Source organism: Sphingomonas aerolata (genome assembly GCF_003046295.1).
GTDB lineage: Bacteria > Pseudomonadota > Alphaproteobacteria > Sphingomonadales > Sphingomonadaceae > Sphingomonas > Sphingomonas aerolata.
The window spans coordinates 1,020,503-1,046,275 of sequence record NZ_PZZN01000002.1 but is presented as its reverse complement, the minus strand read 5'-3'; the positions used below and the strand labels follow the sequence as shown (position 1 = coordinate 1,046,275).

Annotated in this window: 17 protein-coding genes; 11 read left to right on the top strand and 6 right to left on the bottom strand. The window is 67.8% G+C overall.

What is annotated here, in order from left to right:
* Positions 1–32: 32 nt before the first annotated feature.
* Entirely contained in the window at positions 33–3,065 is a 3,033-nt protein-coding gene (locus C8J24_RS12270) for a TonB-dependent receptor plug domain-containing protein (protein ID WP_208620952.1), read from the bottom strand.
* A gap of 540 nt (positions 3,066–3,605) precedes the next feature.
* On the opposite strand from C8J24_RS12270, the gene C8J24_RS12265 reads away from it, so the two are divergent.
* From C8J24_RS12265 to C8J24_RS12250, 4 genes are all read left to right on the top strand, one after another.
* Positions 3,606–6,845 (top strand): TonB-dependent receptor, encoded by a 3,240-nt coding sequence (locus tag C8J24_RS12265; protein WP_107932597.1) that lies wholly within the window; start codon positions 3,606–3,608, stop codon positions 6,843–6,845.
* 35 nt (positions 6,846–6,880) lie between these two features.
* Entirely contained in the window at positions 6,881–9,187 is a 2,307-nt protein-coding gene (locus C8J24_RS12260; protein WP_107932886.1) for a beta-N-acetylhexosaminidase, read from the top strand.
* Positions 9,184–11,319 (top strand): alpha-L-fucosidase, encoded by a 2,136-nt coding sequence (locus C8J24_RS12255; RefSeq protein WP_208620951.1) that lies wholly within the window; start codon positions 9,184–9,186, stop codon positions 11,317–11,319. Before C8J24_RS12260 ends, C8J24_RS12255 begins: the two co-directional genes overlap by 4 nt.
* Positions 11,320–11,387: 68 nt before the next feature.
* Positions 11,388–13,211 (top strand): diguanylate cyclase, encoded by a 1,824-nt coding sequence (locus C8J24_RS12250; RefSeq protein WP_201302569.1) that lies wholly within the window; start codon positions 11,388–11,390, stop codon positions 13,209–13,211.
* A gap of 45 nt (positions 13,212–13,256) precedes the next feature.
* Here the strand turns inward: C8J24_RS12250 and C8J24_RS12245 are convergent, their stop codons facing one another.
* The gene (locus C8J24_RS12245) at positions 13,257–15,827 is read right to left on the bottom strand and encodes a TonB-dependent receptor (protein WP_244180665.1); all 2,571 of its coding nucleotides are present in this window, start codon (positions 15,825–15,827) and stop codon (positions 13,257–13,259) included.
* 313 nt (positions 15,828–16,140) lie between these two features.
* On the opposite strand from C8J24_RS12245, the gene C8J24_RS12240 reads away from it, so the two are divergent.
* From C8J24_RS12240 to C8J24_RS12215, 6 genes are all read left to right on the top strand, one after another.
* Positions 16,141–16,749: an alpha/beta hydrolase gene (locus tag C8J24_RS12240; protein ID WP_107932595.1), complete on the top strand. Its 609-nt coding sequence runs from the start codon at positions 16,141–16,143 to the stop codon at positions 16,747–16,749.
* A gap of 253 nt (positions 16,750–17,002) precedes the next feature.
* Entirely contained in the window at positions 17,003–17,908 is a 906-nt protein-coding gene (locus tag C8J24_RS12235; protein ID WP_107932593.1) for an ATP-grasp domain-containing protein, read from the top strand.
* Complete coding sequence (locus C8J24_RS12230; RefSeq protein ID WP_107932591.1) at positions 17,908–18,924, top strand: LLM class flavin-dependent oxidoreductase; 1,017 nt, start codon at positions 17,908–17,910, stop codon at positions 18,922–18,924. Before C8J24_RS12235 ends, C8J24_RS12230 begins: the two co-directional genes overlap by 1 nt.
* Positions 18,921–19,655 carry a methionine ABC transporter ATP-binding protein gene (locus C8J24_RS12225; RefSeq protein ID WP_107932589.1) on the top strand — a complete coding sequence of 245 codons (735 nt, stop codon included), beginning with the start codon at positions 18,921–18,923 and terminating at the stop codon, positions 19,653–19,655. Before C8J24_RS12230 ends, C8J24_RS12225 begins: the two co-directional genes overlap by 4 nt.
* A complete protein-coding gene (locus C8J24_RS12220; protein ID WP_107932587.1) occupies positions 19,652–20,314 on the top strand; it encodes a methionine ABC transporter permease in 663 nt (220 codons plus the stop codon). The genes C8J24_RS12225 and C8J24_RS12220 overlap by 4 nt, the downstream gene beginning before the upstream one ends.
* 8 nt (positions 20,315–20,322) lie before the next feature.
* On the top strand, positions 20,323–21,117 hold the full coding sequence (locus tag C8J24_RS12215; RefSeq protein WP_107932585.1) for a MetQ/NlpA family ABC transporter substrate-binding protein: 795 nt from the start codon (positions 20,323–20,325) through the stop codon (positions 21,115–21,117).
* Here C8J24_RS12215 and C8J24_RS12210 read toward each other — a convergent pair.
* From C8J24_RS12210 to C8J24_RS12195, 4 genes are all read right to left on the bottom strand, one after another.
* Entirely contained in the window at positions 21,087–23,207 is a 2,121-nt protein-coding gene (locus tag C8J24_RS12210) for a phosphocholine-specific phospholipase C (RefSeq protein WP_107932583.1), read from the bottom strand. The two genes, C8J24_RS12215 and C8J24_RS12210, sit on opposite strands and share 31 nt — an antisense overlap.
* A gap of 176 nt (positions 23,208–23,383) precedes the next feature.
* A complete protein-coding gene (locus tag C8J24_RS12205) occupies positions 23,384–23,647 on the bottom strand; it encodes a hypothetical protein (RefSeq protein WP_056405598.1) in 264 nt (87 codons plus the stop codon).
* Positions 23,644–24,219 carry an SAM-dependent methyltransferase gene (locus C8J24_RS12200; RefSeq protein ID WP_244180664.1) on the bottom strand — a complete coding sequence of 192 codons (576 nt, stop codon included), beginning with the start codon at positions 24,217–24,219 and terminating at the stop codon, positions 23,644–23,646. Before C8J24_RS12200 ends, C8J24_RS12205 begins: the two co-directional genes overlap by 4 nt.
* 135 nt (positions 24,220–24,354) lie before the next feature.
* Positions 24,355–24,633: a hypothetical protein gene (locus tag C8J24_RS12195; protein WP_146163678.1), complete on the bottom strand. Its 279-nt coding sequence runs from the start codon at positions 24,631–24,633 to the stop codon at positions 24,355–24,357.
* A gap of 176 nt (positions 24,634–24,809) precedes the next feature.
* Between C8J24_RS12195 and C8J24_RS12190 the strand changes: the two genes are divergently transcribed.
* Entirely contained in the window at positions 24,810–25,772 is a 963-nt protein-coding gene (locus C8J24_RS12190; RefSeq protein ID WP_107932579.1) for a 2-hydroxyacid dehydrogenase, read from the top strand.
* Position 25,773 lies beyond the last annotated feature (1 nt).

The following is a 25,773-nucleotide window of genomic DNA, read 5'->3' as shown; positions in this document are numbered from 1 at the left end:
GTCATGCTCAACGGCATACCGGGCCGGGGTCATCAGAAGTTCGCGCGCATGCCGACCCGGAACGCGCGTCCGACGACGTCGTAGAGACCGGGGTTGGTGATATCGCTGGGGACGGTGGCGGCGTCCTTGTTGAACATGTTGTCCACCTTGACATAGCCCTGCACCGCGTCGGTGAATTTGTACGAGGCGCTGATGTCGACGTAAAAGGCGCTGTCGAGGTGATTGCGATCGATCGTCGGGTGATCGATCGTCGAGACCGGGCAGTTGGTCTGGCAGACGATATATTCGTTGCTGATCACGCCCGCGCTGATCCACCGCTCCTGCAGCGTCATGCTGAAGAGGTCGGTCGTCCAGTCCTGGACCGCGAGGACCTTCCAGCTCGGCGTCGCACCCTGCCCCAGATTCACGCCCGCACCCTGAATGGGGATCGTGTTGGGCAGACCGCGATCCGAGACGAAGTTCTTCACATGCGTCGCCAGACCGCGCAGCGACGCCTGGCCGGGCAGGCCGATGCCCGACAACGGGACCTGGTAGCTCGCCTCGATGTCGAAGCCGTCGGTGAAGATCGACGCGAAGTTGAACGGCTGGACGGTCACCGACGCGTTGTTCGGATCGCTGATGTCGAAGCTGTTGCAGGTGAAGGTCACGCCGGCGAAGCAGAGGTTGATCTGGGTCTGCGCATCGAGCGCCGCGATCGCGCTCTTGATCTTGATGCGGTAGTAATCGACCGAGATGTTCAGCCGCGGTGCCCAGGACGGACGCGACAGGATCACGCCGAATTCGGTATTGCGCGCGACTTCGGGGCGCAGCGCGGTGTTCCCCGTGGTCGTCTGCAGCACGGTGAGCGTACGACCCGGATTGAACGGATCGGTCGTGCCGGTGCGATTGCTCGTGACCGGCGCGGCGAAGAGCTCGCTCAGATTGGGTGCGCGGATATCGCGCGAGGTCACGCCGCGGAAACGGATGCCGTCGACCGGCGTGTCCCAGGTCGCGCCGACCTTCCACGTATAGACCGTCCCCGACGTGCTGTAGTTGGTCGCGCGCCCGGCGGCATTGAGGTTCGCCTTGCCGACCCCGTCCGAGTTGAACAGCGGGGCATTCACCTCGAGGAAGGATTCATAGACGCTATAGGCGCCGCGGCCGTCGCGGTAATTGCCCGCATACCAGTTGCCGCCCTGCGGGTTCAGCAGCGGGTCGCTGGGATATTGCGCATCGTACGCACCGCTGGTCACGACGCCGTTGCCGTAGGGATCGGCGTTCACCTGATAGAATTCATGCCGATATTCGCTGCCGAACGCGACCGACAGCGCGCCGGCGGGCAGTTGCAGCGGCTCGCCGCTGACCGAGAAGCTCGCGACGTCCTGGGTCTGGCGCGTATGCTGGTACGGTCCATTGCCCGGAAGGATATAGGCGAGCGCCGCGGCGCTGGGCGTCTGGCCGCCGATGATGTTGAGCGGGACGCAGCCGCTGGCGACCGCGGCGGGATTGGCGCAGGTGATGCTGCCATCGGGCGCGCGGACCGCCTGGATCGCGGCATTGTAGCGCGGCATCAGCGGGATATCGCGGACGGTGATGTCGGTGATGCCCGTGCCGTGCTGGTAATAGGCATCATAGCGCCAGTCGCCGCCGAACGCCTGGATCTTGCCCTTCGCGCCGGCGACGAAGCGATATTGCTCGCGCTCGGTGCGGACGCTGATCGAGTTGGGGAAGATCGCGTTGTCGACGCCGTAGCGGAACTGGGTGATCCCGTTCGCCGCGCAGGCCTCCTGGATCGAGGTAGGGACATAGGGGTTGGCGCATTGCAGCGTCAGGTTGCCGAACTGCGCGGATCCGACATTGGGAATATTGCCCGTCGTCACCCGGGCGACGTTGACGGTGGTGTAGAGTTCATTGTCGGGATCGATGTCGAAGCCGATCCGGCCATAGCCGCTGAGCCGCGTGATCGTCGACTTGAGCGAATTGGCGTTGGTCACGTTGCCCGACCGGTCGCCGCCTTCGCACACGCCGTTGTAGCAGCCCAGCACGTTGCCGTTCGCATCCTTCAGCGGCACGCCGTTCGAGCCATATTCGAACTGGCGCGGATTGCCGTTCACGTCGAACGCGGTGCCCTGGAGCGGACCGGCGGTGATCAGCCCGTAGAGCGCCGTGTTGTTCGCCTGGGTGAAGCTGCGATCGAGATATTGCGGGCCGCCGTCATTGGTGATGCCGCGGTTGATCAGGTTGCGCGAGACCAGCCAGTTGCGCCCGCCCGGGCCGCTGCCGTCGGGGTTCGATCCGACACCGAAGCCGGCCGATCCGATCCCGTCCTCGTGACTGTATTCGCCGCTGCCGATGAGATGCAGCCGGTCGTTGAACAGCGATTTCCCGACCGCCGCTTGGACCGTGTAGTTGCCGTCATCGCCGTAGGTGCTGATGCCCGACTGAAGATTGGCCTTGAAGCCGGTGAAGCGGGTGTTGGTCACGAAATTGACCACACCGCCGACCGCGTCGGAGCCGTAGGAGGCGGAGGCACCCCCGGTCACGACGTCGACCCGTTCGATCAGCAATTGCGGGAACAGGCTGACATCGGCGACGCCGGTGACGTTCGCGCCGACGACCCGCTGGCCATCGATCAGGGTGAGCGTGCGGATCGGTTGAAGGCCGCGAAGACTGAGCGCGCTCAGCCCCTGCACGCCGGTCGAGGTGCCGTTGGCGCCGACGGTGGCGCCCGTGCTGCCCTGGAGCGAGGGCAATTGCGCGACGGTCGTGAAGACGTTGGGCTGCGCGTTCTTGGCGATCGACTCGGCGCTCAGCACCTGGGTCGGGGTTGGTGCGGTGAAGCCCGACGAGATGATCCGCGAGCCGGTGACGACGATGTCGGACTGCGGGGTGGCGGGCGCAGGAGCCGCTTCGGTTGCGGGCGCGGCGTCCGGTGTCGGGGCCGCCTGCGCCGCGGGGGTCTGGCTCTCGGCGGGCACCGGCTTCGTCGCGTCCTGCAGCACGTCCTGCGCAAAGGCCGGTGTCGCCAGCATCGTCGATGCCGCCAGAACCGAGCGCAGCACTGCAAAATTGATCACTTGGCGCATCACATACTCCCCACATCAACCGGGGCGCTTGCTGGCCCAATGTCGTTTCGGGGGTCGGCTTAAGTCGATCAATCTCCCTGCGCAACATAAGTTTCATAAAATGTCTTTTTATATTTATATCCGTCTTTTAAGGCTTTTTTGGTAATATATTGGTACCCTGCACCGGATAGTTGCCCGGAATTAACCTTATTTGTGAGCGGCTTGCAGCGTGTCGTCGATACATAACATGGATTAGATATGTTCAGTCCGCTGCGGCGCGCGGTTGACCTTTCCAGGGGCTAGACGCGCCTCGAAGGTTCGGAAAATAGGGTGGCACGCTAACGATCGTCCGATGTGCCAGACGGGACAGTATCGGGAGGGTGAACCCCATCCTCATCCGTGCGAATGCATCTTCCGCCAAGCGCACCCAAAAAGACCAACAACAGACATAAACAATACCAGATCGACTCATCTTGATAAAAAGATTATAAAAATATCAATGCCGGTGAGCGTTTCGCAATGTCGCCCGTCATATTAGCGTAATAACAGGGGGGCGAGATCATGGTTGGGCATTCTTTCGGATCGATGTTGGTGCGGACCAGCGTCGTCGCAATCGCCGCGGTGGCAGCGACGCCGCTCGCTGCACAGTCGGCGATGGTCCGCGTCGACGTCGCGCCGCAGCCGCTGGCCCAGGCACTGCAGACGCTGGCGCAGCAGGCCCGTGTCCAGGTCGTGTTCGATCAGGCGCGGGTCGGCACCCGCCGGTCGACCGCGCTGGCCGGGTCGATGACCGCCGCCGACGCGTTTCAGCGCCTGTTGCGCGACACTGGCCTTGCGGTCTCGCAGACCACGCAGGGCGTGTTCGTGGTGGCGGCGCAGGATAGCGCAGCCCCCGCCCCGCCCACCGGGTCCGCCCCCGTCACGCTCGACCCCACGTCCGAAACGCCAGCGCCGGCGCCGGCGGACATCATGGTCACCGGCACGCGCATCACCCGGCCCAATCTGAAGTCGGCGAGCCCGATCACCAGCATCGGTGCCGCGGAGATCAAGGCGCAGGGCGCGGTCAATCTCGAGGAGGTGACGAACCGGCTGGGTCAGGTGCAGCCCGATGCGCAGCAGAATTATCAGCAGAGCAACGGCCAGCAGCGCGGCGTCAAGCTGCGCGGGCTGGATTTCAACCGCACGCTGTCGCTGATCGACGGCCAGCGGATCGCCGGGACCGAATCCGTCGACACCAACCTGATCCCGGTCTCGCTGGTCGAGCGCATCGACCTGCTGACCGGCGGCGCATCCTCGGTCTATGGCTCCGACGCGATCGCGGGCGTCGTAAACTATGTGATCCGTCGCGATTTCGAAGGACTGCAGCTGTCGGGCAATTACAGCTTCTACAATCACGACAACCGCGCCAACGCTTCGACACCCGTCGCCCAGCGCTACGGGATCGCCACGCCGACGGGGCTGACCAACGATGGCGGCCGCGCGGATCTGAGCGCGACCTACGGCCACAACTTCCTCGACGACCGGCTGAATGTCTCGGTCTACGGCACCTACCGGACCGCGGACGGCATCTTCTTCCGTGACCGCGACGCGTCGGGCTGTCAGTTGCGCCGCGACACGGGTAACCCGCTCAGGGTCAACAACCTGATCTGCGGCGTGACCGCGGCGTCGCCCAACGGGACATTGACGGCGAACGGCGTAAATTATTCGAACGTCACCGGCAGCCCCGGCGTCTTCGCGAACGCGTCGACGATTCCGGGCTATGCGAACCAGGCGGACCGGCTCGCGGCGCGTGGTTATGAGCGCTTCAACGGCGGCGGCTTCATCAACTTCAAGGCGTCGCCCGCCGCCGAGTTTTCGGCGGGCGTGATGTACCTTCGCGATACATCGGAGAACCTGCTCTACGGCCCCTATGTCCAGGGCAGCTACCGGGTGAACTGCGACAACCCGCTGATGTCCGCATCGCAGGCGCAGACGATCTGCGGCGCGAATGCCGGGACCGGCGCGTCGGCGCCGCTCGGTGTCCAATACGGCTTTCCGGGGCTGGCCGGCGACCGCGACAAGGAAAGCTTCAGGAACACGCAGACGCGCATCAACGCGTCGGTCCGCGGCGAGATCGCCGAGGGCTGGCGGTATGACGTCGGCGGCGTCTACAGCACGAGCCGGCAATTATGGGAGCCCGGCGGCAACCCGGTCGCCGCCAAGGTCAGCCGCGCGCTCGACGTCCTCAACGTGAACGGCGTGCCGACGTGCCGGTCGGTGGTCAACGGCACCGACCCCGCCTGCGTACCGCTCAACGTGTTCACCGCCAACAATCCCGGCAGCGCCGCGCTCAGCGACTATCTGTTCGACGAGGGGCTCGGCGTGCAGGACCTGCGCGCGAAATTCTATGACGTGACCGCCAATCTGACGGCGGACTTCACCCGCTACGGCATCCGGTCGCCATTCGCCGAACAGGGACTGGCCGTGGCGGTCGGCGGGGAATATCGCCGGCAGGAGGAGCGGACGACGCGCAACACCCGCTTCATCGAAGTCTATGGCGGCGTGCCCGACAGCCTGACCACGCAGGACGTCGTCGAGGGCAATGCCGAAGCCCAGCTGCCGCTGGTGCAGAACGTGCCGTTCTTCAAACTGCTGCAGGTCAATGGCGGCTATCGCCTGTCGAAATACAGCACCAATCCCCAGACCTTCAACACCTGGAAGATCGAGGCGGTCTATTCGCCGAGCGAGGACGTCACGTTCCGCGTCGGCCGGAACCGCGCCGCGCGCGCGCCCGGCCTGAGGGAGGCCGATCAGGTCGTCGGCTATCAGAATGCAACGATCGTCGACCCCTGTGCCAGCGTCAACGGCGTCGCACCAAGGGCCAGCATCGAGGCGTGTCGCCTGACCGGATTGCCCGACGCGCAATATGGCAATGGTCTGGCCGCGGGTATTCCCGGCAGCCTGCGCTGCGTCGACGATGTCTGCCGCCAGCGCAACAACGGCACCCCGATCGATCCCGAGGACGCACAGACGCTGACCTATGGCCTGGTGCTGACGCCCCGTTTCCTACCGCGGTTCAGCTTCTCGGTCGACCGGTACAAGATCCGCGTCGACAACGTGATCAGCTATCTGGGTGCGAGCTTTGCAGTCGATGGCTGCGTGATCACCGGCGACCCCTATTATTGCAGCCGGCTGGTGCGCGATCCGACGACCTATCAGCTGAACGGCACGGGCACGACGGCGGGCTATATCCAGGGCGGCAATCTGAACGCGTACCGGCTCTATGCGAGCGGCTATGACTTCCAGGCGCAATATTCGGCGCGGCTCGGCGGGACGGCGGGCAAGCTCGACTTCCTGATGAACGGCACGCTGACCACCGACCAGGGCGGCCAGGCCGCACCCGATCAGCCGCGGACCAATTGCGTCGGCTATTTCGGCGGATCCTGCCCGCAGCCGACACCACGCTGGATCCACAATGTCCGCACCACCTATTCGAGCGACGACGGAATCTTCAGCGCGTCGGTCGCGTGGCGCTATATCGGTGGCACGACCGCGGGTCAGAATGGCGGCCCGAACTCGACGCCGGCGACCGAGGTCTCCGACTTCACGCGGATCCCCGCCTATCATTATTTCGATCTGTCGCTGGGCGTGAACATCGCCAAGCGGATGACGCTGACCGCGGCGGTCAACAACATCTTCGACCGCCAGCAGCCGATCCTGACGAACACCTATGATTACGCCTTGTCGCGCGGGAACACGATTCCCCAGCGTTACGACACGCTGGGACGCCAGATCTCGATTTCGGCAACGACGCGCTTTTGATGCGCGTGGTCCAAGGGGCGGTCCGCCGGCGGCGCATGGCCCTCGTCATCGCGCCGTGCGTTGCCGCGGCGCTCCTGCCGGTCGGCCAGCCCGCGGTCGCCGGCCCCTCCCCGCTGCTTCCGCTGCCCGCGCATGCGACAGCCGGTACGGGCAGCGTCCGCATCGACGACGGTGCGCGGATCGTCGTCCCTGCCGGCGACGCGGGCGCTGCCAGTGCGGCGCGGCGCGCGGTCGAGATCGTCGCCCGGACGCGCGGCATCACGCTGAACGTGGCCGACCGCGGACCGGGGGCGATCAGTTTCGTGCGGCTGCCCGCGACAAATGGGGGGAGCAGCGAGCGATACCGGCTCGACGTGACGCCCGCGGGGATCCGCATCGCCGCGGCGACCGACGCCGGGCTGTTCTATGGCGCGATGACGCTGGCGCAGATGCTGTCCCCCGATGCGCGGTTCGGGACGGGCGTCGCAGTCCCCATCGTGGCGATCGACGATGCCCCGCGCTTTGCGTGGCGCGGGGTGATGCTGGACGTCGCGCGCCACATGCAGCCGATCGCATCGATCGAGCGCGTCATCGACATGATGGCGCAGCACAAGCTGAACCGCCTGCAACTGCATCTGACCGATGACCAGGGCTGGCGGATCGAGATCAAGCGTCATCCCGAGCTGACGCGGATCGGCGCCTGGCGCGCCTCGTCCACGCCCAATGCGGGCGCGCCGGCGGGCCGCTATGGCGGCTTCTACACGCAGGACGAGCTGCGTGCGCTGGTCGCCTATGCCGCGGCGCGGGCGGTGACGATCGTGCCGGAGATCGACCTGCCCGGCCACGCACAGGCAGCGGTCGCCGCCTATCCGCAGATCGGCGTGACGGGGGACCGGCCGCCGGTGTCGGGCGACTGGGGCATCAACCCCTATCTGTTCAACGTCGACGATCGCAGCATCACGTTCGTCAAGCAGGTGCTCGACGAGGTCATGGCGATCTTCCCGTCGACCTATATCCATATCGGCGGCGACGAGGCGCTGAAGGAGCAGTGGCAGGCATCAGCCGCGGTCCAGGCGAAGATGCGCACGCTCGGCATCGCCGATGAAAAGGGCCTGCAGAGCTGGTTCGTCGGTCAGCTCGGCGCGCACCTCGCCAAGCGCGGGCGCCGCCTGATCGGCTGGGACGAGATCCTCGAGGGTGGGCTTCCGCCGACCGCGTCGGTGATGTCATGGCGCGGCGAGGCGGGCGCGATCGAGGCGGCGAACATGGGGCACGACGTCGTGCTGTCGCCCGGCCCGGTCCTGTATCTCGACAATCTGCAAAGCGGGCGCGACGACGAGCCGCCGGGACGCATGGCGGTACAGACGCTGGCCGACGTCTATGCCTATGACCCCCTGCCCGCCGGGATCGCCGCGGCAAAGGCGCATCACGTGCTGGGGCCGCAGGCCAATCTGTGGGCCGAATATATGGTCACCTCCGCGCAGCGCGAACATGCGCTGTTTCCGCGCATCGCGGCGCTGGCGGAGATGGCCTGGTCGCCGCGCGCCGCGCGCGACTGGCCGGGCTTCCTCGCGCGGCTCGATCCCCAGCTCAACCGCTATCAGCGGCAGGGGATCGCCGCCGCGGACAGCGCCTTCGCGGTCGATTACACCGTGGTCGGCGGGGTCGGTCCGGCGGTGCGCGGCAAGATGGTCACGATCGGCATGGCGAACCAGGCCGGCTATGGCATGATCCGCTACACGACCGATGGCGCGGCGCCGTCATCGACTTCGCGCGCCTATGCCCGACCGCTGAGCGTGGCGCCGGACACGGTCGTCCGCGCAGTGACGTTCGCACCCGACGGCCGCGCGCTCGCCGCCGTGCGCAGCTTCGATACCGCACCCGCCGCGCTGTTGACGCGGGCAAGTGCGAGCCTCGACACCTGTGCCGGCGCGGGGATCCGGCTGCGCCTGCCGCTGACGCCGGATGCGACGGGCGGCGGGCCGGCGTACAGCATGAACATCTATGACGGCTGCTGGCTGTACCGCGCCGCGCCGCTCGGACAGATCCGGGGCATCACGGTCTCGCTCGGCCGGCTGCCGCGCAACTTCGCGCTGCGCCAGCCACAGCGGCAGATGGTCGCGTGGCGCTACAACCCGACGCATTTCGGGACGCTGATGGTGCATGCGCGGACCTGCGACGGGCCCGCGCTGGCGATGGTGCCGCTGCCCGATCCGGCGACCACGCCGAACCAATTCATACTGACCGCGCCGCTGGCGGGTGGGACGACCGACACGGACCTGTGCCTGATCGTCGCGCCGCCGGTCGGTGGACCGCTCTACGGCGTCGACACGGTACGCTTTACGCTGAAGGACATTCGATGACCGATCCCCTGCGCCCATCGCGGCGCGATGCAATCGCCTTCACGGCCGGAACGCTTGGCGCAGCGATGGCCTTTCCCGGCGGCACGTTCGCGGCAACCATTGGCGCGGCGACCACCGGTGCGGCGCTCGTCCCCTTCGGTGCCACGCCGTCGAAGCGGCAACTGGCGTGGCACCGGCTGGAACAGACCGCGTTCGTCCATTTCACGATCAATACCTTCACCGACCGCGAATGGGGCTATGGCGACGAGGATCCCGCGATCTTCGACCCCAAGCAGTTCGATGCCGACCAGATCGTCGCCGCGGCAAAGGCGGCGAACCTGCGCGGCCTGATCGTCACCGCCAAGCACCACGACGGCTTCTGCCTGTGGCCGAGCAAGTTCACGAAACACAGCATCGCGAGCAGCCCCTACAAGAACGGCAAGGGCGACATCGTCGGCGAACTGGCCGCCGCATGCCGGCGGCAGGGGCTGAAGTTCGGGATCTACCTGTCGCCCTGGGATCGCAACCATCCGGACTATGGCCGGCCCGAATACATCACCTTCTTCCGCAACCAGCTGCGCGAGCTGCTGACGCAATACGGGCCGATCTACGAGGTGTTCTTCGACGGCGCGAACGGCGGCGACGGCTATTATGGCGGCGCGCGCGAAGTGCGGAAGATCGACGCGGTCCCCTATTATGACTGGCCGTCGATCATCGCCTTCGTCCACGCGCTGCAACCGATGGCCTGCACCTTCGATCCGGTCGGCGCGGACCTGCGCTGGGTCGGCAACGAGGAGGGCGAGGCCGGCGACCCGTGCTGGGCGACGATGGACGACAAGGGCTTCACCGAGGAAAAGGGCAATGCCGGCGTTCGCGGCGGCGGAATCTGGTGGCCGGCCGAAGCGGATGTCTCGACCCGCTATGGCTGGTTCTGGCACGCCTATGAGGACGGGCAGAGCCGCAGCCCCGCCAATCTGATGAAGATCTATTTCGAGACGGTCGGGCGCAGTGCCGGGCTGTTGCTGAACCTGGCCCCGGATACGCGCGGGCTGGTGACCGACGAGGATGTCGCGAATCTGACCGCGTTCGGCACGGCGATGCGCGCGATGTACGCCACCGACCTGAGCAAGGGTGCGATCGCCTCCGCGAGCAGCGTGCGCGGCGGGCATGACGCGGCGCTGGTGCTCGACGGCAATCCCGAAAGCTTCTGGGTCAGCGCCGATCGGGCGCCGGTCCCGACGCTGACGCTCGACCTGAAACAGCCACGGCTGTTCGATGTCGTCAGGCTGGCGGAGCATCTGCCGCTAGGGTTGCGCGTCGACCGGTTCGCGATCGACGCGCAGGGCCCGACCGGCTGGACCGAAATCGCCAGCAAGCAGGGCATCGGATCGCAGCGGCTGATCCGGCTCGACGCGCCGATCACCGCGCGGCGGGTCAGGCTGCGGATCACCGCAGCAGCCGCGGCGCCGGCGATCACCGAATTCGGCGTGTATCTCGCGCCCGTGCTGCTCGATCCGCCGCACATCGTCCGCGACCGCGAGGGCGTGGTCACGCTGACCAGCGATTCCCCCGGGCTGGCGATCGCCTACACCACCGACGGCAGCGCGCCGACGATCGCATCGCCGCGCTACACGGCGCCGTTCGCGATGCGCGATGCGGGGATCGTCCAGGCGATCAGCATCCACGCGGCCAAGGGTGCGGTCAGCAGCGTGGGGCGTCGCAACTTCGACATCCGCAAGAGCGACTGGAAGATTTTGCGGGCGAGCGCGCCACTGGCCGAGCTGCTGATCGACGAGAAGAACCGCACTGACTGGGTCGCGCCGCTGATCGGTCCGGACGGCAAGCCCTGTTCGGTGACGATCGATCTCGGGCGCAGCGTCGCGCTGCGCGGGTTCGTGCTGAAACCCGGCTGGCACGCGCCGCAGGGGGCCGGCGACCCCGCCGCCTGGCGCGTACGCATCGGCGACGACCCGGCGCTGGCCGACGCGCCGCAGGAGCAGGGCGAGTTCTCGAACATCGCCGCCAACCAGGCGCCGCAGCGCCTCGCCTTCGCGCGGCCGCACCGTGGCCGCTACATCGAGATCGCCTTCACCCGGACCGCCAAGGGCGAGACGCGGCTGGCCATCGCGGAGATCGGGGTATTGACGCAGTAGACCGGTCGCGGCGCGGCGTGTGATGGCGAGTAACCAAAAGCTAAGTCTTTGTTGTTTAACATAGCGCAATGTTCATATCGCTTACTGCGCGGATCGTCGCGATCGGCCTCATCGTGGTCCTGGCACTGGGGTCGCTGGCTGGGCTGCTCGCCGACGCCTCGTACCAGGCCAGCCAGAGCTTCCAATGGGCCGCCCATTCCGCGCAGGTCATCGAGACGACCGAGGCGGCGCTGAACGATCTGCGCGAGGCCGAATCGGGCCAGCGCGGGTTCGTCATCACGCGGGATCCAGCCTATGCCCGGTCCTTCGCCAAACGCCTGGACAGCGCCGCCCGGACCATCGCGCGGGTTGCGGGCCAGACCCGCGACAACCCGCGCCAGCATGCCCGTGCGCGGGAAATGGCATTGCTGATGAAGGAGCGGTCCGCCTTTCTGCGCCAGCCGCTCGACCTTGCCCGCCGGGGCAATTTTGCGGGAGCGGTCACGATCATCGCCAGCGGCCGTGGGCGCGACCTGATGGATGCGATCAGCGTGCGCGGGGAGGCCTTTCTCGAAGAGGAACGCGCGTTGCAGACCACGCGGCAGGATGCCGCGGCGCAGCGCCTGCGCCGCGGCAAGCGGCTTGCCATCTTCGGCGCGATCGCCGTCGCGCTGATCGTCATCGGCGGCTTTACCTTGCTGGTGCAGGGTATCCGCCGCCCGCTGGAAACCATGTTGCGCGCGATGACCGCGCTCGGCAGCGGGGACGAGCAGACACGGATCGATACCGCGATGGGATCGCGCGAATTCAACCGCCTCGCGATCGGCTATAATGCGATGGCCGACCGGCTGGAGGGCGCGGTTTCCGATCAGGGCGCGAGCGAGCGTCAGCTGCAGGTCGTCAACGCCGAGCTCGAGCGCAATACCAAGACGCTGCGCGAACGCGGCGACGTGATCGAGCTGCTCGGCGGCATGGCGCATCGCATGCAGGCCGCACGCACCGACGACGAGCTGGCCCAGATCATCCGGGTGTTCGTACCGCAGGTCCTGCCCGATATTCCCGGCGCGCTGTACGCGCACAACAACTCGCGCAACTGCCTGGTCCCGGTCGCCAGCTGGGGAGACATCGTCGTGCCGGACGACGGCTTCGCGCCGGAGCGGTGCTGGGCACTGCGCCGCGGCCAGAGCCATTCGGTCGTGGATCCGCGCCGCGACATCGTCTGCGCGCATGTCGCCGAGGGCGAGGTCTATCATTGCGAGCCGCTGCTCGCGGGCGGCGAGGTCATCGGCGTGCTCTATCTGCGCGGCCGGATCGAGGCCGAGAACCGCTTCCGGATGAACGTGCTGACCGAGAACATCGCCTCGGCGCTGGTGAACCACCGCCTGCAGCGGTCGCTGCGCGAACAGACGATCCGCGATCCGCTGACCAGCCTGTTCAACCGCCGGTATATGGAGGAGGCGCTCAAGCTGGAGATCGCCCGCGCCTCGCGGTCGGGCAATCCGCTCAGCCTGGTCATGTGCGACGTCGATCATTTCAAGCGGTTCAACGACGAGTTCGGTCACGACGCGGGGGACGCGGTGCTCCAGCAGGTCGCGGCCGAGATGCGCAGCCGGTTCCGCGACGGCGATGTCGTCTGTCGCTTCGGCGGCGAGGAGTTCACCATCATCGCGCCGGGCACGACCGCGGAGGCGCTGGCCAAGCGCGTCGATATCGTCCGGCAGGCGATCGCCGAGATCGCCGTCCGCCACGGCAACCGCGCGCTGGGATCGACCAGCATGTCGTTCGGCATCGCGACCTGGACGGACATCATGGACCGGGAGGGCGCGACGCTGATCCAGGCGGCGGACATGGCGCTGTATCAATCCAAGCGCGACGGCCGCAACCGCGCGACGATCAGCGCGCTCGCGGCCTGATCGGGGCGCTCCGGAGATCGATATCCTCCGCCGTACCGGGCGGTGTCAGAAGAGCTTGCGCAGGCCCAGCCTGACGGACCGGCCGACCGGATCGATATACGCCGCCTGGAACCGGTTCGGCGTCCGCCCGAGCCGATCGCGAACCGCGATACGGTCGTTGAGCAGGTTTTCGACCGTCAGCTGCAGCGTCATGTTGCTTGCCCAGGGACGTTTGATGATCTGGTCGACCTTGAGCGAGCTATAGGGCACCAGCCAGGTCCGACCTGAAAAGCGCAGATCCGACGCCGCCAGGTCGCTGCGGATCCGGGTCGGCCCCTGCAGACGGCCGAACACGCCGATGCTCGCAGCCCCGAGCGATCCGCTGAGGTTCAGCTCGATTTCCCAGCGCGGTCGTCCGCCGGTGCCGGTCAGCGTGTCGCCATCGAGGAGATCGAGTGCCGGCCCCCCGCTCCGCAACGACAGGCGATCGTCGAGCCGCCACGTCGTGGTCATCGACATGTTGAGGTGCGGCCGGGGCCGGGGTGGCGCCGGCGGTGGCACATCCTTCGCGGCGATGCCGACGGGCGGCGTCAGCGGCGCAGGTGCACGCCCGATCGGCGTCGACAGGCTGATCGTCGCCTGCATCTTCGTTTCGCGTTCGCGGGCGATGTTGACCGGCCGCAGGTCGGCGCTGACGAGTTGTCCTGTCTCATCACGCTGGAACGCCCCGGCAAATGCGGTCTGGAAGGCCTGGGTGGCGCTGCCCAGCGTCGCGGTCTGATTGTCGATGCGCGTCTGGAGGTAATTGAGCGTGAGCCGCAGATCGCGGGCCTTGATCGGCGACACGGCGACACCCAGCGTGACGAGCCGCCGGCGTTCCGGGTCGAGCGCGGGATTGCCGCCGGCGATCGTCGTGACGAGCACGCTGGTGCCGGTGGTGAAATCGAAAAACGGCGTGTTCGGGGTGGTCACCGTCGGGTTGGTCAGCAGCGCGATCGCCGGCGGGGTCTGCGCGGCATTGACCGAGGCGATCAGCTGGACCGGCCGCACCGGCGACCATGTCAGGCCGTAGTTGGAACTGAGCAGCCGGCCGTAATCGGACACGTCCGAGACGCCGATCATGCCGTTGACCGACAGCTGTCCGAGAAACGCGAGAACGTCCTGATTGGCAGAGGCGATCGGCAGATCCGCGTTGACGCTGGCCCCACCCGTTGTGCGCGTCAGATCGAGCGTCGTGTCGCGCAAGCCCGGCAGGCTGCCCGAACTGCTCGCCCGGGCATAATCCCCCGAGAGCGTGATCTGCGCGTCGCCGGCCGGCAACCGGACCAGCGGGCCGTTCGCGACCGCCTTTGTCAGCAATGTGCCGGTCACGGTCCGGCTGGAATCGGCCAGACGAAGCGCCGCCGCCTCGGGACTCACGCGCGCCAGCGGATCGCCCCCCGCATCGATCGCGGCCTGCAGATCGTCGATCGGCACGCCGCGTTCGGACCGCGCCACCCCCTGCACCCGGTCATAGCTGGTCGTGACGTTCCACCCCCAGCGCCGGATACTCCCCTGGACCATGCCCGATCCATGCAGCGTCAGGCTGGTGCTCCGCTGCCGGAGCACCGCATCGGGCAGGTAGCGATAAAGCAGGACATCATCCGCAAAGGGCAGCGCGCCGCGTCCTCCCGGCACGCTCAGCAGCGCGGGCGCCAGACCGTTCACGCCGATGTTACGCTGCGCCTCCATCGACAGGTTGAGCGATCCGCTCATCGTCCGCCCGATCGGCGCCGCGAGCGTTCCGTCGACCGAAATCCTGTCGCTGCGCTGCTGGAGCGAGCGATAACGCCCGATATCGGTGACCGCGGGTGCGCCGCCGCCGGCGGCATAGCCCGCCAGAGTGTCGCGCCCCGCCGGGTCGTCCGGCACGGCGGCGATCGTGACCGGGGCCCCGACGAGCGCATCGAGCGCGGGATCGATACTGGCCCCGCCTATTCCCGGAACGGTGCCGCCAAGCGCATAGAGCGTGTCCGGATCGGGCAGGATCGCGCGTTCGCTCTGCAGGATCGGGTTGAGCCGAAGATGCGACAGCGTCAGCGTCGCGCGGTGCGGCCCGTCGATCCGCGCGGCGGTCACCTCGGCATAGCTTGTCTCGCCCCCGCCTTCGGTCGTGACCCCCGTGGCCTGCTGGTAGGTGACCGCGCGAAACCGCTTCTTGGTGATGAAGTTCATCACCCGGACGGTGGCCGGAAACCCGAAGCGTGCGGCCTCGGACTCGGGCAGGACCTCGATCTTCTCCATCGCCTCCTGCGGCAGGCTGTAGAGTTCGTTCATGCTCGACATGCGTCGACCGTTGAGCAGATAGACCGGATCGCCGCCGCTCGCCGACGTCGTCAGTGGCTTCAGGCGTTCGAGCAGCGTCTTGAGATCGGTAGCACCCAGCGACTGGATCCCGGCCTGATCGAGGGTCGCGGTCGGATCGATCGCCCCGACCGCGCTGCCCGCGCTCCGCTGGCCTGTGATGACGATGTCGTCGCCCGACGCCGATGCCGGCATGGGGATCGCCTGCGTCGATCCGGCCGCGGGACAGACCACGCCGCCCCCGAGGCAGACGAGCATCGACGGGTACAGGCGGACCTGCGCGTGAACCCTCACGAACGGCGGATCGGGATGGCGGGGGGATCGATCATCGTCACACTCTCACGCAGCGGGCGACATCGAGTGGAGCGGTATTATATGTCGGGAATAGGGCGGCTTGTGAAAGCAGGCAGGGCAGTATGCCTGAAGGCAGCGCGGTCACGCCGCGGATCGGGGCGTCGGGACGCGATCCGGCGCATCGCCGGCATGGGATGCCGCAAGACTATTGCCTATCGTCCGGGCCAGATTACGCTTCGTCATCGGAGCGCGTGACTGCGAGTCGGAGATCGATGGTCGCGCGCTGCTGCAGGTCTATCCGAGGTGATCCGCTATGGCCGTCAGGGACAAGGCTTCGATCGATACCCAGCATGCCGTGATCGTCGTGATCCGGGGCGATCCCGTCCCCGACGCCGCGATCCCGACGATCGAACTGGATCTCGCGAAATTTCAGAGCGGTCGCTGGGCGTTGCAGCTCGACGCGGCATTTGCCCGGCGCGAGGAGCCGGCGGTGATCCCGGCGCAGGGGGTCGCGTGTCTTGCGGTCGCGTGGTGGGCGCAATTGTCGCCGCGCAGCTATCTGCAGGCGATCGAGGGCGCGGTGCTGCTATCGCCGCTGTCGGTCGGTTTCGGTCAGGAGGCGATCGCGGCGGCGGCGCGACCCGGGCCGACGACACGCCTGCCCTTCCCGTCGGTCGTCGCCTGTGCCCCGGGCCCGTTCATCGACCGGGTGCTGGCGCTGGCCGACCGCTGGGGCAGTCATTTCGTCGAGCGCGGATCGATTGCCGCACAGGCGCCGACGACGCGCAACGCCACCCCGACCGAGGACGAGGCCCGGCTGATCGCGCTGCTCCCGCTGCTCGAGCACCGGGTACCGGGCGATGCCTTCGCGCCCGGACCCCGCCCCGCGCGGCGCCTGCGCCGGCCCGCCGCGATCGACTGAGCGCGCCTGCCGTCGGCGCTGCGCCGCGAGGCCCGCCCCTCCCCACCCCCCCTGTCGACATCGTCGCCACGCTGACGAGCGCGCCGCAAGCGTGCTGCGTCGAGTTCGCGCAGGTCGATCCCGCGGATCCATTGAAGCGACGGTTGGCGCCGGCGCCGTTCGCTAAACCCAGGCTTGATCGGGCCAAAGCCGCTATCGATGGCGGTCCGCGCGTCGGCGTGGCAGAGGGCGCGCTTAATTCATCCGAGGCTTCATGACCGATCTCGCCGTCCTTTACGAACATCCCGCCTGGTTCGTGCCGCTGTTCACGGCGCTCGACGCGCGCGGCGTCGAGTTCTCGCGCACCACGCCGGACGGGTCCTGGAACCCCGCGGATCAGACTGCGCCGGCGCGCGTCGTGTTCAACCGGATCGCGATGTCGAGCTTCCTGCGCAGCGACGAGCATCCGATCTTCGACACGATGGCGATGCTCGATCACTGGCGCCGCACCGGCGCGCGTGTGATCAACGGCGCCGACGTGCTCGCGATCGACGCCTCCAAGGCGCGGCAATTGTCGCTGATCGCGTCGCTCGGCCTCGCGATTCCGGAGACGCGCGTCGTCCACCGCGCCGCCGACGTCGTCGCCGCAGCGCAGACGCTGCGCTTCCCGCTGGTCGTGAAGGCCAATATCGGTGGTTCGGGCGCGGGGATCATCCGCTTCGACAGCCTCGACGAACTCCGCGCCGCGGTCACCGACAACGGCCTGCCGAGCAGCGTCGACGGCGTGTTGCTGGTGCAGGAATATGTCCCCGTCCGCGGTGGCGCGATCACCCGGATCGAGACGCTCGACCGCAAGTTCCTCTATGCGATCGACGTCGCGGGCGGCGGCGCGTTCGATCTCTGCCCCGCGGATGCGTGCGTCGTCCCCGGATCGGGCATCAGGATGGCCGCGGTCGAGCCGTCGCAGGTGCTCAAGGATGCCGCCGAGGCGATCGCGCGCGCGGTCGATCTCGATGTCGGCGGGGTCGAGGTGATGATCGACGACCGCGATGGCGTCGCGCGCTTCTACGACATCAACGCACTGTCCAATTTCGTCGCCAGGCCGCTCGACGTGCTCGGCTGGGATCCGCATGACCGGCTCGTCGATTACCTGATCGAACAGATTGGGAAGACTTGTTGATGCGCTATGGCTATTGGACTCCGGTTTTCGGCGGCTGGCTTCGCAACGTCCCTGACGAGGGGATGGAGGCGAGCTGGGCCTATACCAAGGCGCTGACGCAGAATGCAGAGCGCTGGGGCTATGACCTGACGCTGATCGCCGAGCTGAACCTCAACGACATCAAGGGCGTCGAACAGCCCGCGCTCGATGCGTGGTCGACCGCGGCGGCGCTGGCGGCGGTGACCGACAGCATCGAGCTGATGGTCGCGGTGCGCCCCAATTTCCACCACCCGGCGCTGTTCGCCAAGGCGGCGGCCAATATCGACCGCATCTCGGGCGGACGCCTCGCGCTCAACGTCGTATCGTCCTGGTGGGCGGACGAGGCGAAGCAATATGGTCTGCAGTTCGACCAGCATGACGATCGCTACGCGCGGACCGACGAATGGCTGTCGGTCGTCGACGGGTTGTGGACGCAGGAGCGGTTCGACTTTGCCGGGCAGTTCTACACCACCGAGCAGGCGATCTGTTCGCCCAAGCCCGTAAAGCGCCCGACGGTCTATGCCGGCGGCGAGAGCGAGAAGGCGAAGGCGATGATCGCGGCCAAGTGCGACGCCTATGTCATGCACGGCGACCCCGCTGCGGCGATCGCGCCCAAGATCGCCGACATGGCGGCACGACGCGAAGCCGCGGGCGGTGCGCCGATGCAGTACGGCATGGCCGCCTATGCGATCGTCCGCGACAGCGAGGCCGAGGCAAAGCGCGAACTCGAGCGCATCACCAGCGTCACCGAACTGCCCGCGGGCTATGCCAATTTCGACCAGTGGCTGTCGGGCACGCAGCTCGAACGCGAATTGAAGATCCAGGAATATTCGGTCTCCAACCGCGGGCTGCGCCCCAATCTGGTCGGCACGCCCGAACAGCTGAAGGAGCGCGTGGCGGAGTATGAGGCCGCCGGGCTCGACCTGCTGCTGCTCCAGATGAGCCCGCAGGCCGAGGAAATGGAGCGGTTCGCGGTGCAGGTCATGGGGTCGGCATGATCCGCCTGCGCGACGTTTCCAAAACCTACCCGGCAAGCGAAGCGGCGGCGCTCGACGGCGTGTCGCTAGAGATCCCGGCGCGCGGCGTGTTCGGGGTGATCGGTCAATCCGGCGCGGGCAAGTCGACGCTGATCCGGCTGATCAATGCGCTCGAACGGCCGACGTCCGGGCGCGTCGAGGTCGACGGCATCGACGTCGCAGGCCTGTCGGCAGCGGAGCTGCGCGCACTCCGGCGGCGGATCGGCATGATCTTCCAGAATTTCGGGCTGCTCTCCTCGCGGACGGTCGCGGCGAACGTCGCCTTCCCGCTGGTGCTCGCGGGCGTCGCGAAAGCGACGCGCGAGAGCAAGGTCGCCGCCTTGCTCGACCGGGTCGGCTTGTCGGATCACGCCGCCAAATACCCCGCCCAGCTGTCGGGCGGGCAGAAGCAGCGCGTCGGCATCGCCCGCGCGCTCGCCACCGACCCCGACATCCTGCTGTGCGACGAGGCGACGAGCGCGCTCGACCCTGAAACCACGCGCTCGGTGCTGACGCTGCTGCGTGACCTCAACCGCGACCTTGGGCTGACGATCGTCCTGATCACGCACGAGATGGACGTCGTCCGCTACGTCTGCGACCGCGTCGCGGTGCTGGAACGCGGCCAGGTCGTCGAGACCGGCACCGTCACCGACATCTTCGCCAACGCCGCGCATCCGGCGACCCGGCGCATGCTGGCGGCCCTCGCCGCATGACCTTCTTCGAAAATGTCGACTGGTCCGATATCGGCCAGGCATGCCTCGACACGCTGATCATGCTCGGCGGGTCGCTGGTGCTGACGATCCTGCTCGGCCTGCCGCTCGGCGTGCTGCTGTATCTGACCGGCAAGGGGCGGCTGATCGAGAACCGGCTTGCCAATGGCGCGCTCGGGATTGCCGTCAACATCCTGCGCTCGGTGCCGTTCATCATCCTGCTGATCGTGATGATCCCGCTGACCGTGCTGCTGGTCGGCACGTCGCTGGGCGTCGCGGGCGCGATCCCGCCGCTGGTGGTGGGGGCCGCGCCCTTCTACGCACGCCTCGTCGAGGGATCGCTGAAGGAGATCGACCGGACGACGATCGAGGCGGTGCAGGCGATGGGCGCGACGACCCGCCAGATCGTCACCCGCGCGCTGATCCCCGAGGCGATGCCGGGGCTGATCTCGGGCGCCACCGTCACCGCGGTCGCGCTCGTCTCGTTCACCGCGATGGCCGGCGTGGTCGGCGCGGGCGGGCTCGGCGATCTCGCGATCCGGTTCGGCTATCAGCGCTTCCAGACCGACGTGATGGTCGTCACCGTCGTCCTGCTGGTCGTCCTCGTCCAGATCATCCAATATGCCGGCGACGCGCTCGCCCGCCACTTTACCCGCCGCTAGGAATATTTATGAACCGCCGCACTCTGCTCGCCACGCTCTCGCTGCTCGCGCTCGCCGCATGCGGTGGCGCCAAGACGGACGATGGCACGGCGCTGACCGTCGCCGCGACCGCGGTGCCGCATGCCGAGATTCTCGAATCGATCAAGCCCGCTCTCGCGAAGCAGGGCGTCGATCTGAAGATCCGCGTCTTCAACGATTATGTGCAGCCCAACCTTCAGGTCGAGCAGAAGCAGATCGACGTCAGTTATTTCGAGACCAAGCCCTATCTCGACGAGTTCAACGCCTCGCGCGGCACGCATCTGGTTCCCTATGCGGGCGTCCATGTCGAACCGCTGGGCGCCTATTCGCGCAAGTGGAAGACGATCGCGCAGGTCCCCAACGGCGCGACCGTCGCGATCCCGAACGAGCCGAGCAATGGCGGCCGCGCGCTGCTGCTGCTGCAGAAGGCCGGGCTGATCACGCTGAAGAACCCGACCAACCCGCTGTCGAGCCTCAACGACATCGCGACCAACCCGAAGAGCCTCAAGTTCAAGGAGCTTGAGGGCGCCACCCTGCCCCGCACGCTCGGCGAGGTCGATCTGGCGCTGATCAACACCAACTATGCGCTCGACGCGAAGCTCAACCCGGTGCGCGACGCGCTCGCGATCGAGGACAAGAACAGCCCCTATGTCAATTTCGTCGTCGGCCTGCCCGGTGGCGACAAGGATCCGCGCGTCGTCAAGCTGATCGCCGCGCTGCGAAGCCCCGAGACGCGGCGCTTCATCGCGGTCCGTTATGCGGGCGCGGTGTTGCCCGCGTTCTGAGCCGCGGTGACGAACGGGTCGCTGCACGTCATCCGCCCGGGCGCGTCGACCCGCCCCGAGACGCGGCGCCGATAGGTCGACGCGGTCGCCGCCGTGATCGTGACGTCGTACCAGCCATGGCTGTTGCGGAGCGGCCAGCGGTAGCGCGCGTCGACCAGCCCGGTCACCAGCGCCGCCGCCCCGACGCGCTCGACCTGCGCGACCAGTCCATGCGCGCGGTGTTCGGCGGGGAACTCCAGCCCCAGCTCGGTCGGTGTCGCGTGCCAGACAAGCTGCGACATCAACGCCGGGTCATTGCGATGCCCCGTGAAATGCCGGTGGAAACCGTTGGGGCCGAGCACCCAGAGGTCATAGCGACCCTCCGCGTCGAATCCCCATTGCCCGTCGAGCGTGCGTCCGGGCTCGACCGTGAAGCGGCGGGGCGGCTGGTCCAGGCCCCTGCGGTCATAGACATGGAAGACCGCGGCCTGCGTGCCGTCGGCCGCGAAGTGCAGCCGGATCGCGTCACCGGTGATCGTCTCGCCGACGCGCAGCGCATAGGGCAGCGGGCGGGACCGGCGGATGCCGGGTTCCTGCCACGGGAGGGACTCACCCAGTGGTGCCTGCGGGCTGACCTGCCGGGGGATCGCCGCGGCGCGTGCGGCATCGGCGCGGGGATCGGGCATCGCCACGAAGGGCGCGACGTCGGCGGCGGTGAAATCGAATGCCGAGGTCAGGTCGCCGCAGACCGCGCGGCGCCATGGCGTGATGTTGGGCTCGTGGAAATCGAACCGCTGTTCAAGGAAGCGGATCACGGAACTGTGGTCGAACACCTGCGAATTGACCCACCCGCCCCGGCTCCACGGTGAGACGACGTACATCGGCACGCGCGGCCCCAGGCCATAGGCGCGGCCGCGATAGGCGGGGAGGTCGAGTGCCGCGTCGCCCTTGCTCGGGTTTAGGTGATAGCTGCCGGTCAGGTCGACCGTCGATCCGCCGAGCAGCGTGCCGTCGGCAGCGCGCGACGGCGGCGAGGGCGGCGGGACATGATCGAAAAAGCCGTCATTCTCGTCGAACATGACGAACAAGGCGGTCCGCGCCCAGATCTTCGGGTCCGCGGTGAGCGCGTCGAGCAGCTCGGCGGTATAGGCCGCCCCCTGTGCCGGGCTCGACGGACCGGGATGCTCGGATCCCTTCGCAGTGGCGATGACGTACGACACCTGCGGCAGTCGCCCGGCCAGCACGTCGGTGCGCAGCGCGTCCAGCCCGCGCGTCGTCAGCCCCCGGTCGCGCAGTTCCGCGTCGCCTGCCGCATGATGCGCCGCGCGGAAGGCGGCGAACCCGACCAGCGGGTTGTCGGTGAAATTGTCCGCCATGTCCTGATAGATGCGCCAGTCGACCCCCTTGGCCTGCAACCGCTCGACGACCGTGGTCCAGCGATAGGGGTCGGGATCGCCGCCATCCGCCGGGAAACTGTCATGCGAATTGCCGATCGCCGGACCGCCCAGCGTGCCGCCGGGATCGTTGGTGCCGCTCCACAGGAACAGCCGGTTCGTGTTGGTCCCCGTCTGCACCGAACAGTGATAGGCGTCGCACAGCGTGAACGCCTCGGCGAGCGCGAACTGGAACGGCAGGTCCTCGCGCTGGTAATGCCCCATCGCCCGCTGGCTCTTCGCCTCGGGCCAGTGCGCCATCCGCCCCTCGTCCCAGCCGCGCTGCGCATCGGGCCAGCTGTGCGGCGTCCCCTCCATCCGCATCAGCTCGAAATTGGTGCGGGTGGAGAGATGGAAGGGCAGCACGGTCCGCGCGCCGCCCGGTGCCGTCCGGTCGCGCTGATACCAGACCGGTGCCGCCGCCCCGCCCGCAGACGGTGCGGGCACGGGGATCGGCAACCGGTCGGCAAAGCCGCGGACGCCGCGCAACGTGCCGAAATAATGATCGAACCCGCGATTTTCCTGCATCAGGATGACGACATGCTCGACATCCATGATCGAGCCCGTCTTCACATCGGGTGCGATCGCCGCCGCGCGCGCGATCGCTGCGGGAAACGCGGACAGCGCGGCACCAGTGACGCCTGCACCGAGCAGTGTACGACGCGAGACATCGGTCATCGGGGCAACCCACAGGAGGAGCGCATGGTCCGCAAACGTCCGCGGACCATGCCCGGTTCAGATCAGACGTCGAGCGATAGCGGCGACGGCGTGTTCATCCAGGATCGCTAAAGCCGACAGGTTGCACGAGCGTGACATGCGATCGTCGACGATGTCCGTGACAGGTCCTCTGCTGGTCAGCGGCCGAAGCCATCGCTGCCCTGTCCGCGCCGACGTCTGCGCGCGGCATGGACGGCGTCGACCGTGTGGCTGTGCCCGCGGCGTTCCGCCCGGACCATCTGCCCGACGCGTTTGCCGTGGATCATCAGCGGCAGCCCGAGCAGCGCGAGGGGGAAGAAGAGGAGCATCAGCGGCGATCCGTCGACCGCCATGCACAGCGCACAGGAGACGGCCATCAGCGCGAAGCCGCCCGCCTTCCATTGCAGGTCGCGCCGCGTCATGCCGCCTGCCTCCGCACGCGCGTCGCGACGGGATCGCCGATCACGAGGGTGCCGGCGGCCGCCAGCAGCCGCGCGATGCCGCCGTCCTGGTCGTGGCACAGCACGATGTCGGCGGAGAAATCGGCTTCGCGGGCGAGCGCCTGCGCCAGACCGCCAACCTCGAAGTCGAGCCCGATCGCGGGATCGTGCAGCCGCGCTGCGGCGGCGCGGGCGCGGCCGATCAGCGCCGGCGCATCGGCGACGCCCTGCCCCTCGATCGCGGTGAAGCCGAGCGCGCGGGCGTAACGCACGGTTTCGATCAGCAGCGTCCCGCATGCACAGTCGGCATCGACGATCCGGACCGCGTGGCGATGCCGTTCGCGCAGATCGGCGAGCGCCGCCGCGATATGCGGCCAGCGCGGATCGCGCGTCGCGCGGCGTGCGCAGGCTCGGGTCATGGTGGCGGGCATGTCCGCCTTCGCTTCAGCCGTGGCGCCGAGTGCCGGGGTCACACGCCCGTGGCCCGCCTTGTTCTGGCCGAGAGGAATGACGCGCCCGCGTGCGCGGGGCTCCGGCGTGGGTTCAGACGACATGTTCGCGCTTTTGCCTGTGTGATCGGGCGTCCAGGCGCCCGCAAACCCGAATTACGAACCGCGGCATAGGGATTCGAGAGCGATTTCCCGAAACCCCATAGTGGCGCCATAGTGGCCGCAACGGCTCGTCGCATTTCACCGCGTGGTCGCTGGCGTGGCTCGGACGCGGGGCCGCCAGCGCTCGCTGACCACGATACTGTCGAACAGGTGATGCCCGAGTAGCACCATGACACTGCCCGCGCTCGCCCCCAGAAAGCCGATCGCGGCGAGCGCGAAGGCCAACGCACCCGCGGCGTGAGGGGAAAGCGCGAGGGCGGACAGCCGCCACACGGCGATGTACGCCATTGCGCAGAGGAGAAGTCCCACCGCGCGCAGACCAAGATCCGCGCGCCGCGAACGATGCCACGCTGCCATGCCACTCTCCTTGTCGTGGCCCTCCAGCTATCGGCCGCGGCATAGCAATTCGAGAGCGATCCCGGCCTTTTGCGTAGCGGGGGCATAGGGTTGGGCAATTTTCTCGCGTGCGTCGGCGGCTGCGGGTGACCCGGAAAGGGGTGTCTGCCCGCGCGGTTTGTGCGTACACCCCCGGCATGAACCGACCCGAAATCCTGATCCCCGCCCCCATGCTGCTAAGCGTCCTCGATGCGCTGGGCGAGCGGTTCGTCGTGCACCGGCTATGGGAGCAGAAGGATCCCGACGCGTTCCTCGCGACGGTGGCGCCGCGCGTCCGCGGGCTTGCGGCGAGTTCGCTTGCGGGGCGGATCGACGCGTCGTGGTACGACCGGCTGCCCGCGCTCGAGATCGTCGCCAATTTCGGCGTGGGCTATGACGGAATCGACGCGGATGCCGCGGCGGCGCGCGGGATCGTCGTGACCAATACGCCCGGCGTGCTCGACGAGGAGGTCGCCGATCTGACCATCGGGCTGCTGCTGGCGACGCTGCGCGGGATTCCGCAGGCCGACCGCCATGTCCGCGACGGCGCCTGGGCGGAAAAGTCGTTTCCGCTGTCGCCGAGCCTGCGCGGACGGCGGATCGGGATCCTGGGGCTCGGCGCGATCGGCAAGGCGGTGGCGCGGCGGCTCGAGGCGTTCGACGTGCCGATCGCCTATCATGGCCGGTCGCGGCAGGCGGATATCGGCTATGACTATCACGACACGCCGGTCGCGCTGGCCGCGGCGTGCGACGTGCTGATCACGATCGTGCCCGGCGGTCAGGGGACGCAGCATCTGGTCGACGCCGCGGTGCTCGAGGCGCTGGGCGCGCAGGGCGTGTTCATCAACGTCGCTCGCGGCAGCGTCGTCGATCAGGACGCGCTGATCGCAGCGTTGCAGCAGGGCACGATCCTCGCCGCCGGGCTCGACGTCTATGAAGACGAGCCCAATGTCCCCGCCAGCCTGCGCGCGCTGCCGAACACGGTGCTGCTGCCGCATATCGGTTCGGCGTCGAAGCGGACGCGCGCGGCGATGGGCGGGCTGGTCGTCGACAATCTGCGCGCGTGGTTCGAGACCGGCCGCGCGCTCACCCCCGTCGCGGAAACGCCCAACCCCGGCTGAG

Excerpts from the sequence above, each read along its gene's own strand:
- C8J24_RS12205 (WP_056405598.1), bottom strand. The coding sequence starts at position 23,647 with ATGACGCGGCGCGACCTGCAATGGAAGGCGGGCGGCTTCGCGCTGATG.
- C8J24_RS12265 (WP_107932597.1), top strand. The coding sequence starts at position 3,606 with ATGGTTGGGCATTCTTTCGGATCGATGTTGGTGCGGACCAGCGTCGTC.
- C8J24_RS12190 (WP_107932579.1), top strand. The coding sequence starts at position 24,810 with ATGAACCGACCCGAAATCCTGATCCCCGCCCCCATGCTGCTAAGCGTC.
- C8J24_RS12225 (WP_107932589.1), top strand. The coding sequence starts at position 18,921 with ATGATCCGCCTGCGCGACGTTTCCAAAACCTACCCGGCAAGCGAAGCG.
- C8J24_RS12220 (WP_107932587.1), top strand. The coding sequence starts at position 19,652 with ATGACCTTCTTCGAAAATGTCGACTGGTCCGATATCGGCCAGGCATGC.
- C8J24_RS12250 (WP_201302569.1), top strand. The coding sequence starts at position 11,388 with ATGTTCATATCGCTTACTGCGCGGATCGTCGCGATCGGCCTCATCGTG.
- C8J24_RS12195 (WP_146163678.1), bottom strand. The coding sequence starts at position 24,633 with ATGGCAGCGTGGCATCGTTCGCGGCGCGCGGATCTTGGTCTGCGCGCG.
- C8J24_RS12200 (WP_244180664.1), bottom strand. The coding sequence starts at position 24,219 with ATGTCGTCTGAACCCACGCCGGAGCCCCGCGCACGCGGGCGCGTCATT.
- C8J24_RS12210 (WP_107932583.1), bottom strand. The coding sequence starts at position 23,207 with ATGACCGATGTCTCGCGTCGTACACTGCTCGGTGCAGGCGTCACTGGT.
- C8J24_RS12260 (WP_107932886.1), top strand. The coding sequence starts at position 6,881 with ATGGCCCTCGTCATCGCGCCGTGCGTTGCCGCGGCGCTCCTGCCGGTC.
- C8J24_RS12240 (WP_107932595.1), top strand. The coding sequence starts at position 16,141 with ATGGCCGTCAGGGACAAGGCTTCGATCGATACCCAGCATGCCGTGATC.
- C8J24_RS12215 (WP_107932585.1), top strand. The coding sequence starts at position 20,323 with ATGAACCGCCGCACTCTGCTCGCCACGCTCTCGCTGCTCGCGCTCGCC.
- C8J24_RS12255 (WP_208620951.1), top strand. The coding sequence starts at position 9,184 with ATGACCGATCCCCTGCGCCCATCGCGGCGCGATGCAATCGCCTTCACG.
- C8J24_RS12230 (WP_107932591.1), top strand. The coding sequence starts at position 17,908 with ATGCGCTATGGCTATTGGACTCCGGTTTTCGGCGGCTGGCTTCGCAAC.
- C8J24_RS12270 (WP_208620952.1), bottom strand. The coding sequence starts at position 3,065 with ATGCGCCAAGTGATCAATTTTGCAGTGCTGCGCTCGGTTCTGGCGGCA.
- C8J24_RS12235 (WP_107932593.1), top strand. The coding sequence starts at position 17,003 with ATGACCGATCTCGCCGTCCTTTACGAACATCCCGCCTGGTTCGTGCCG.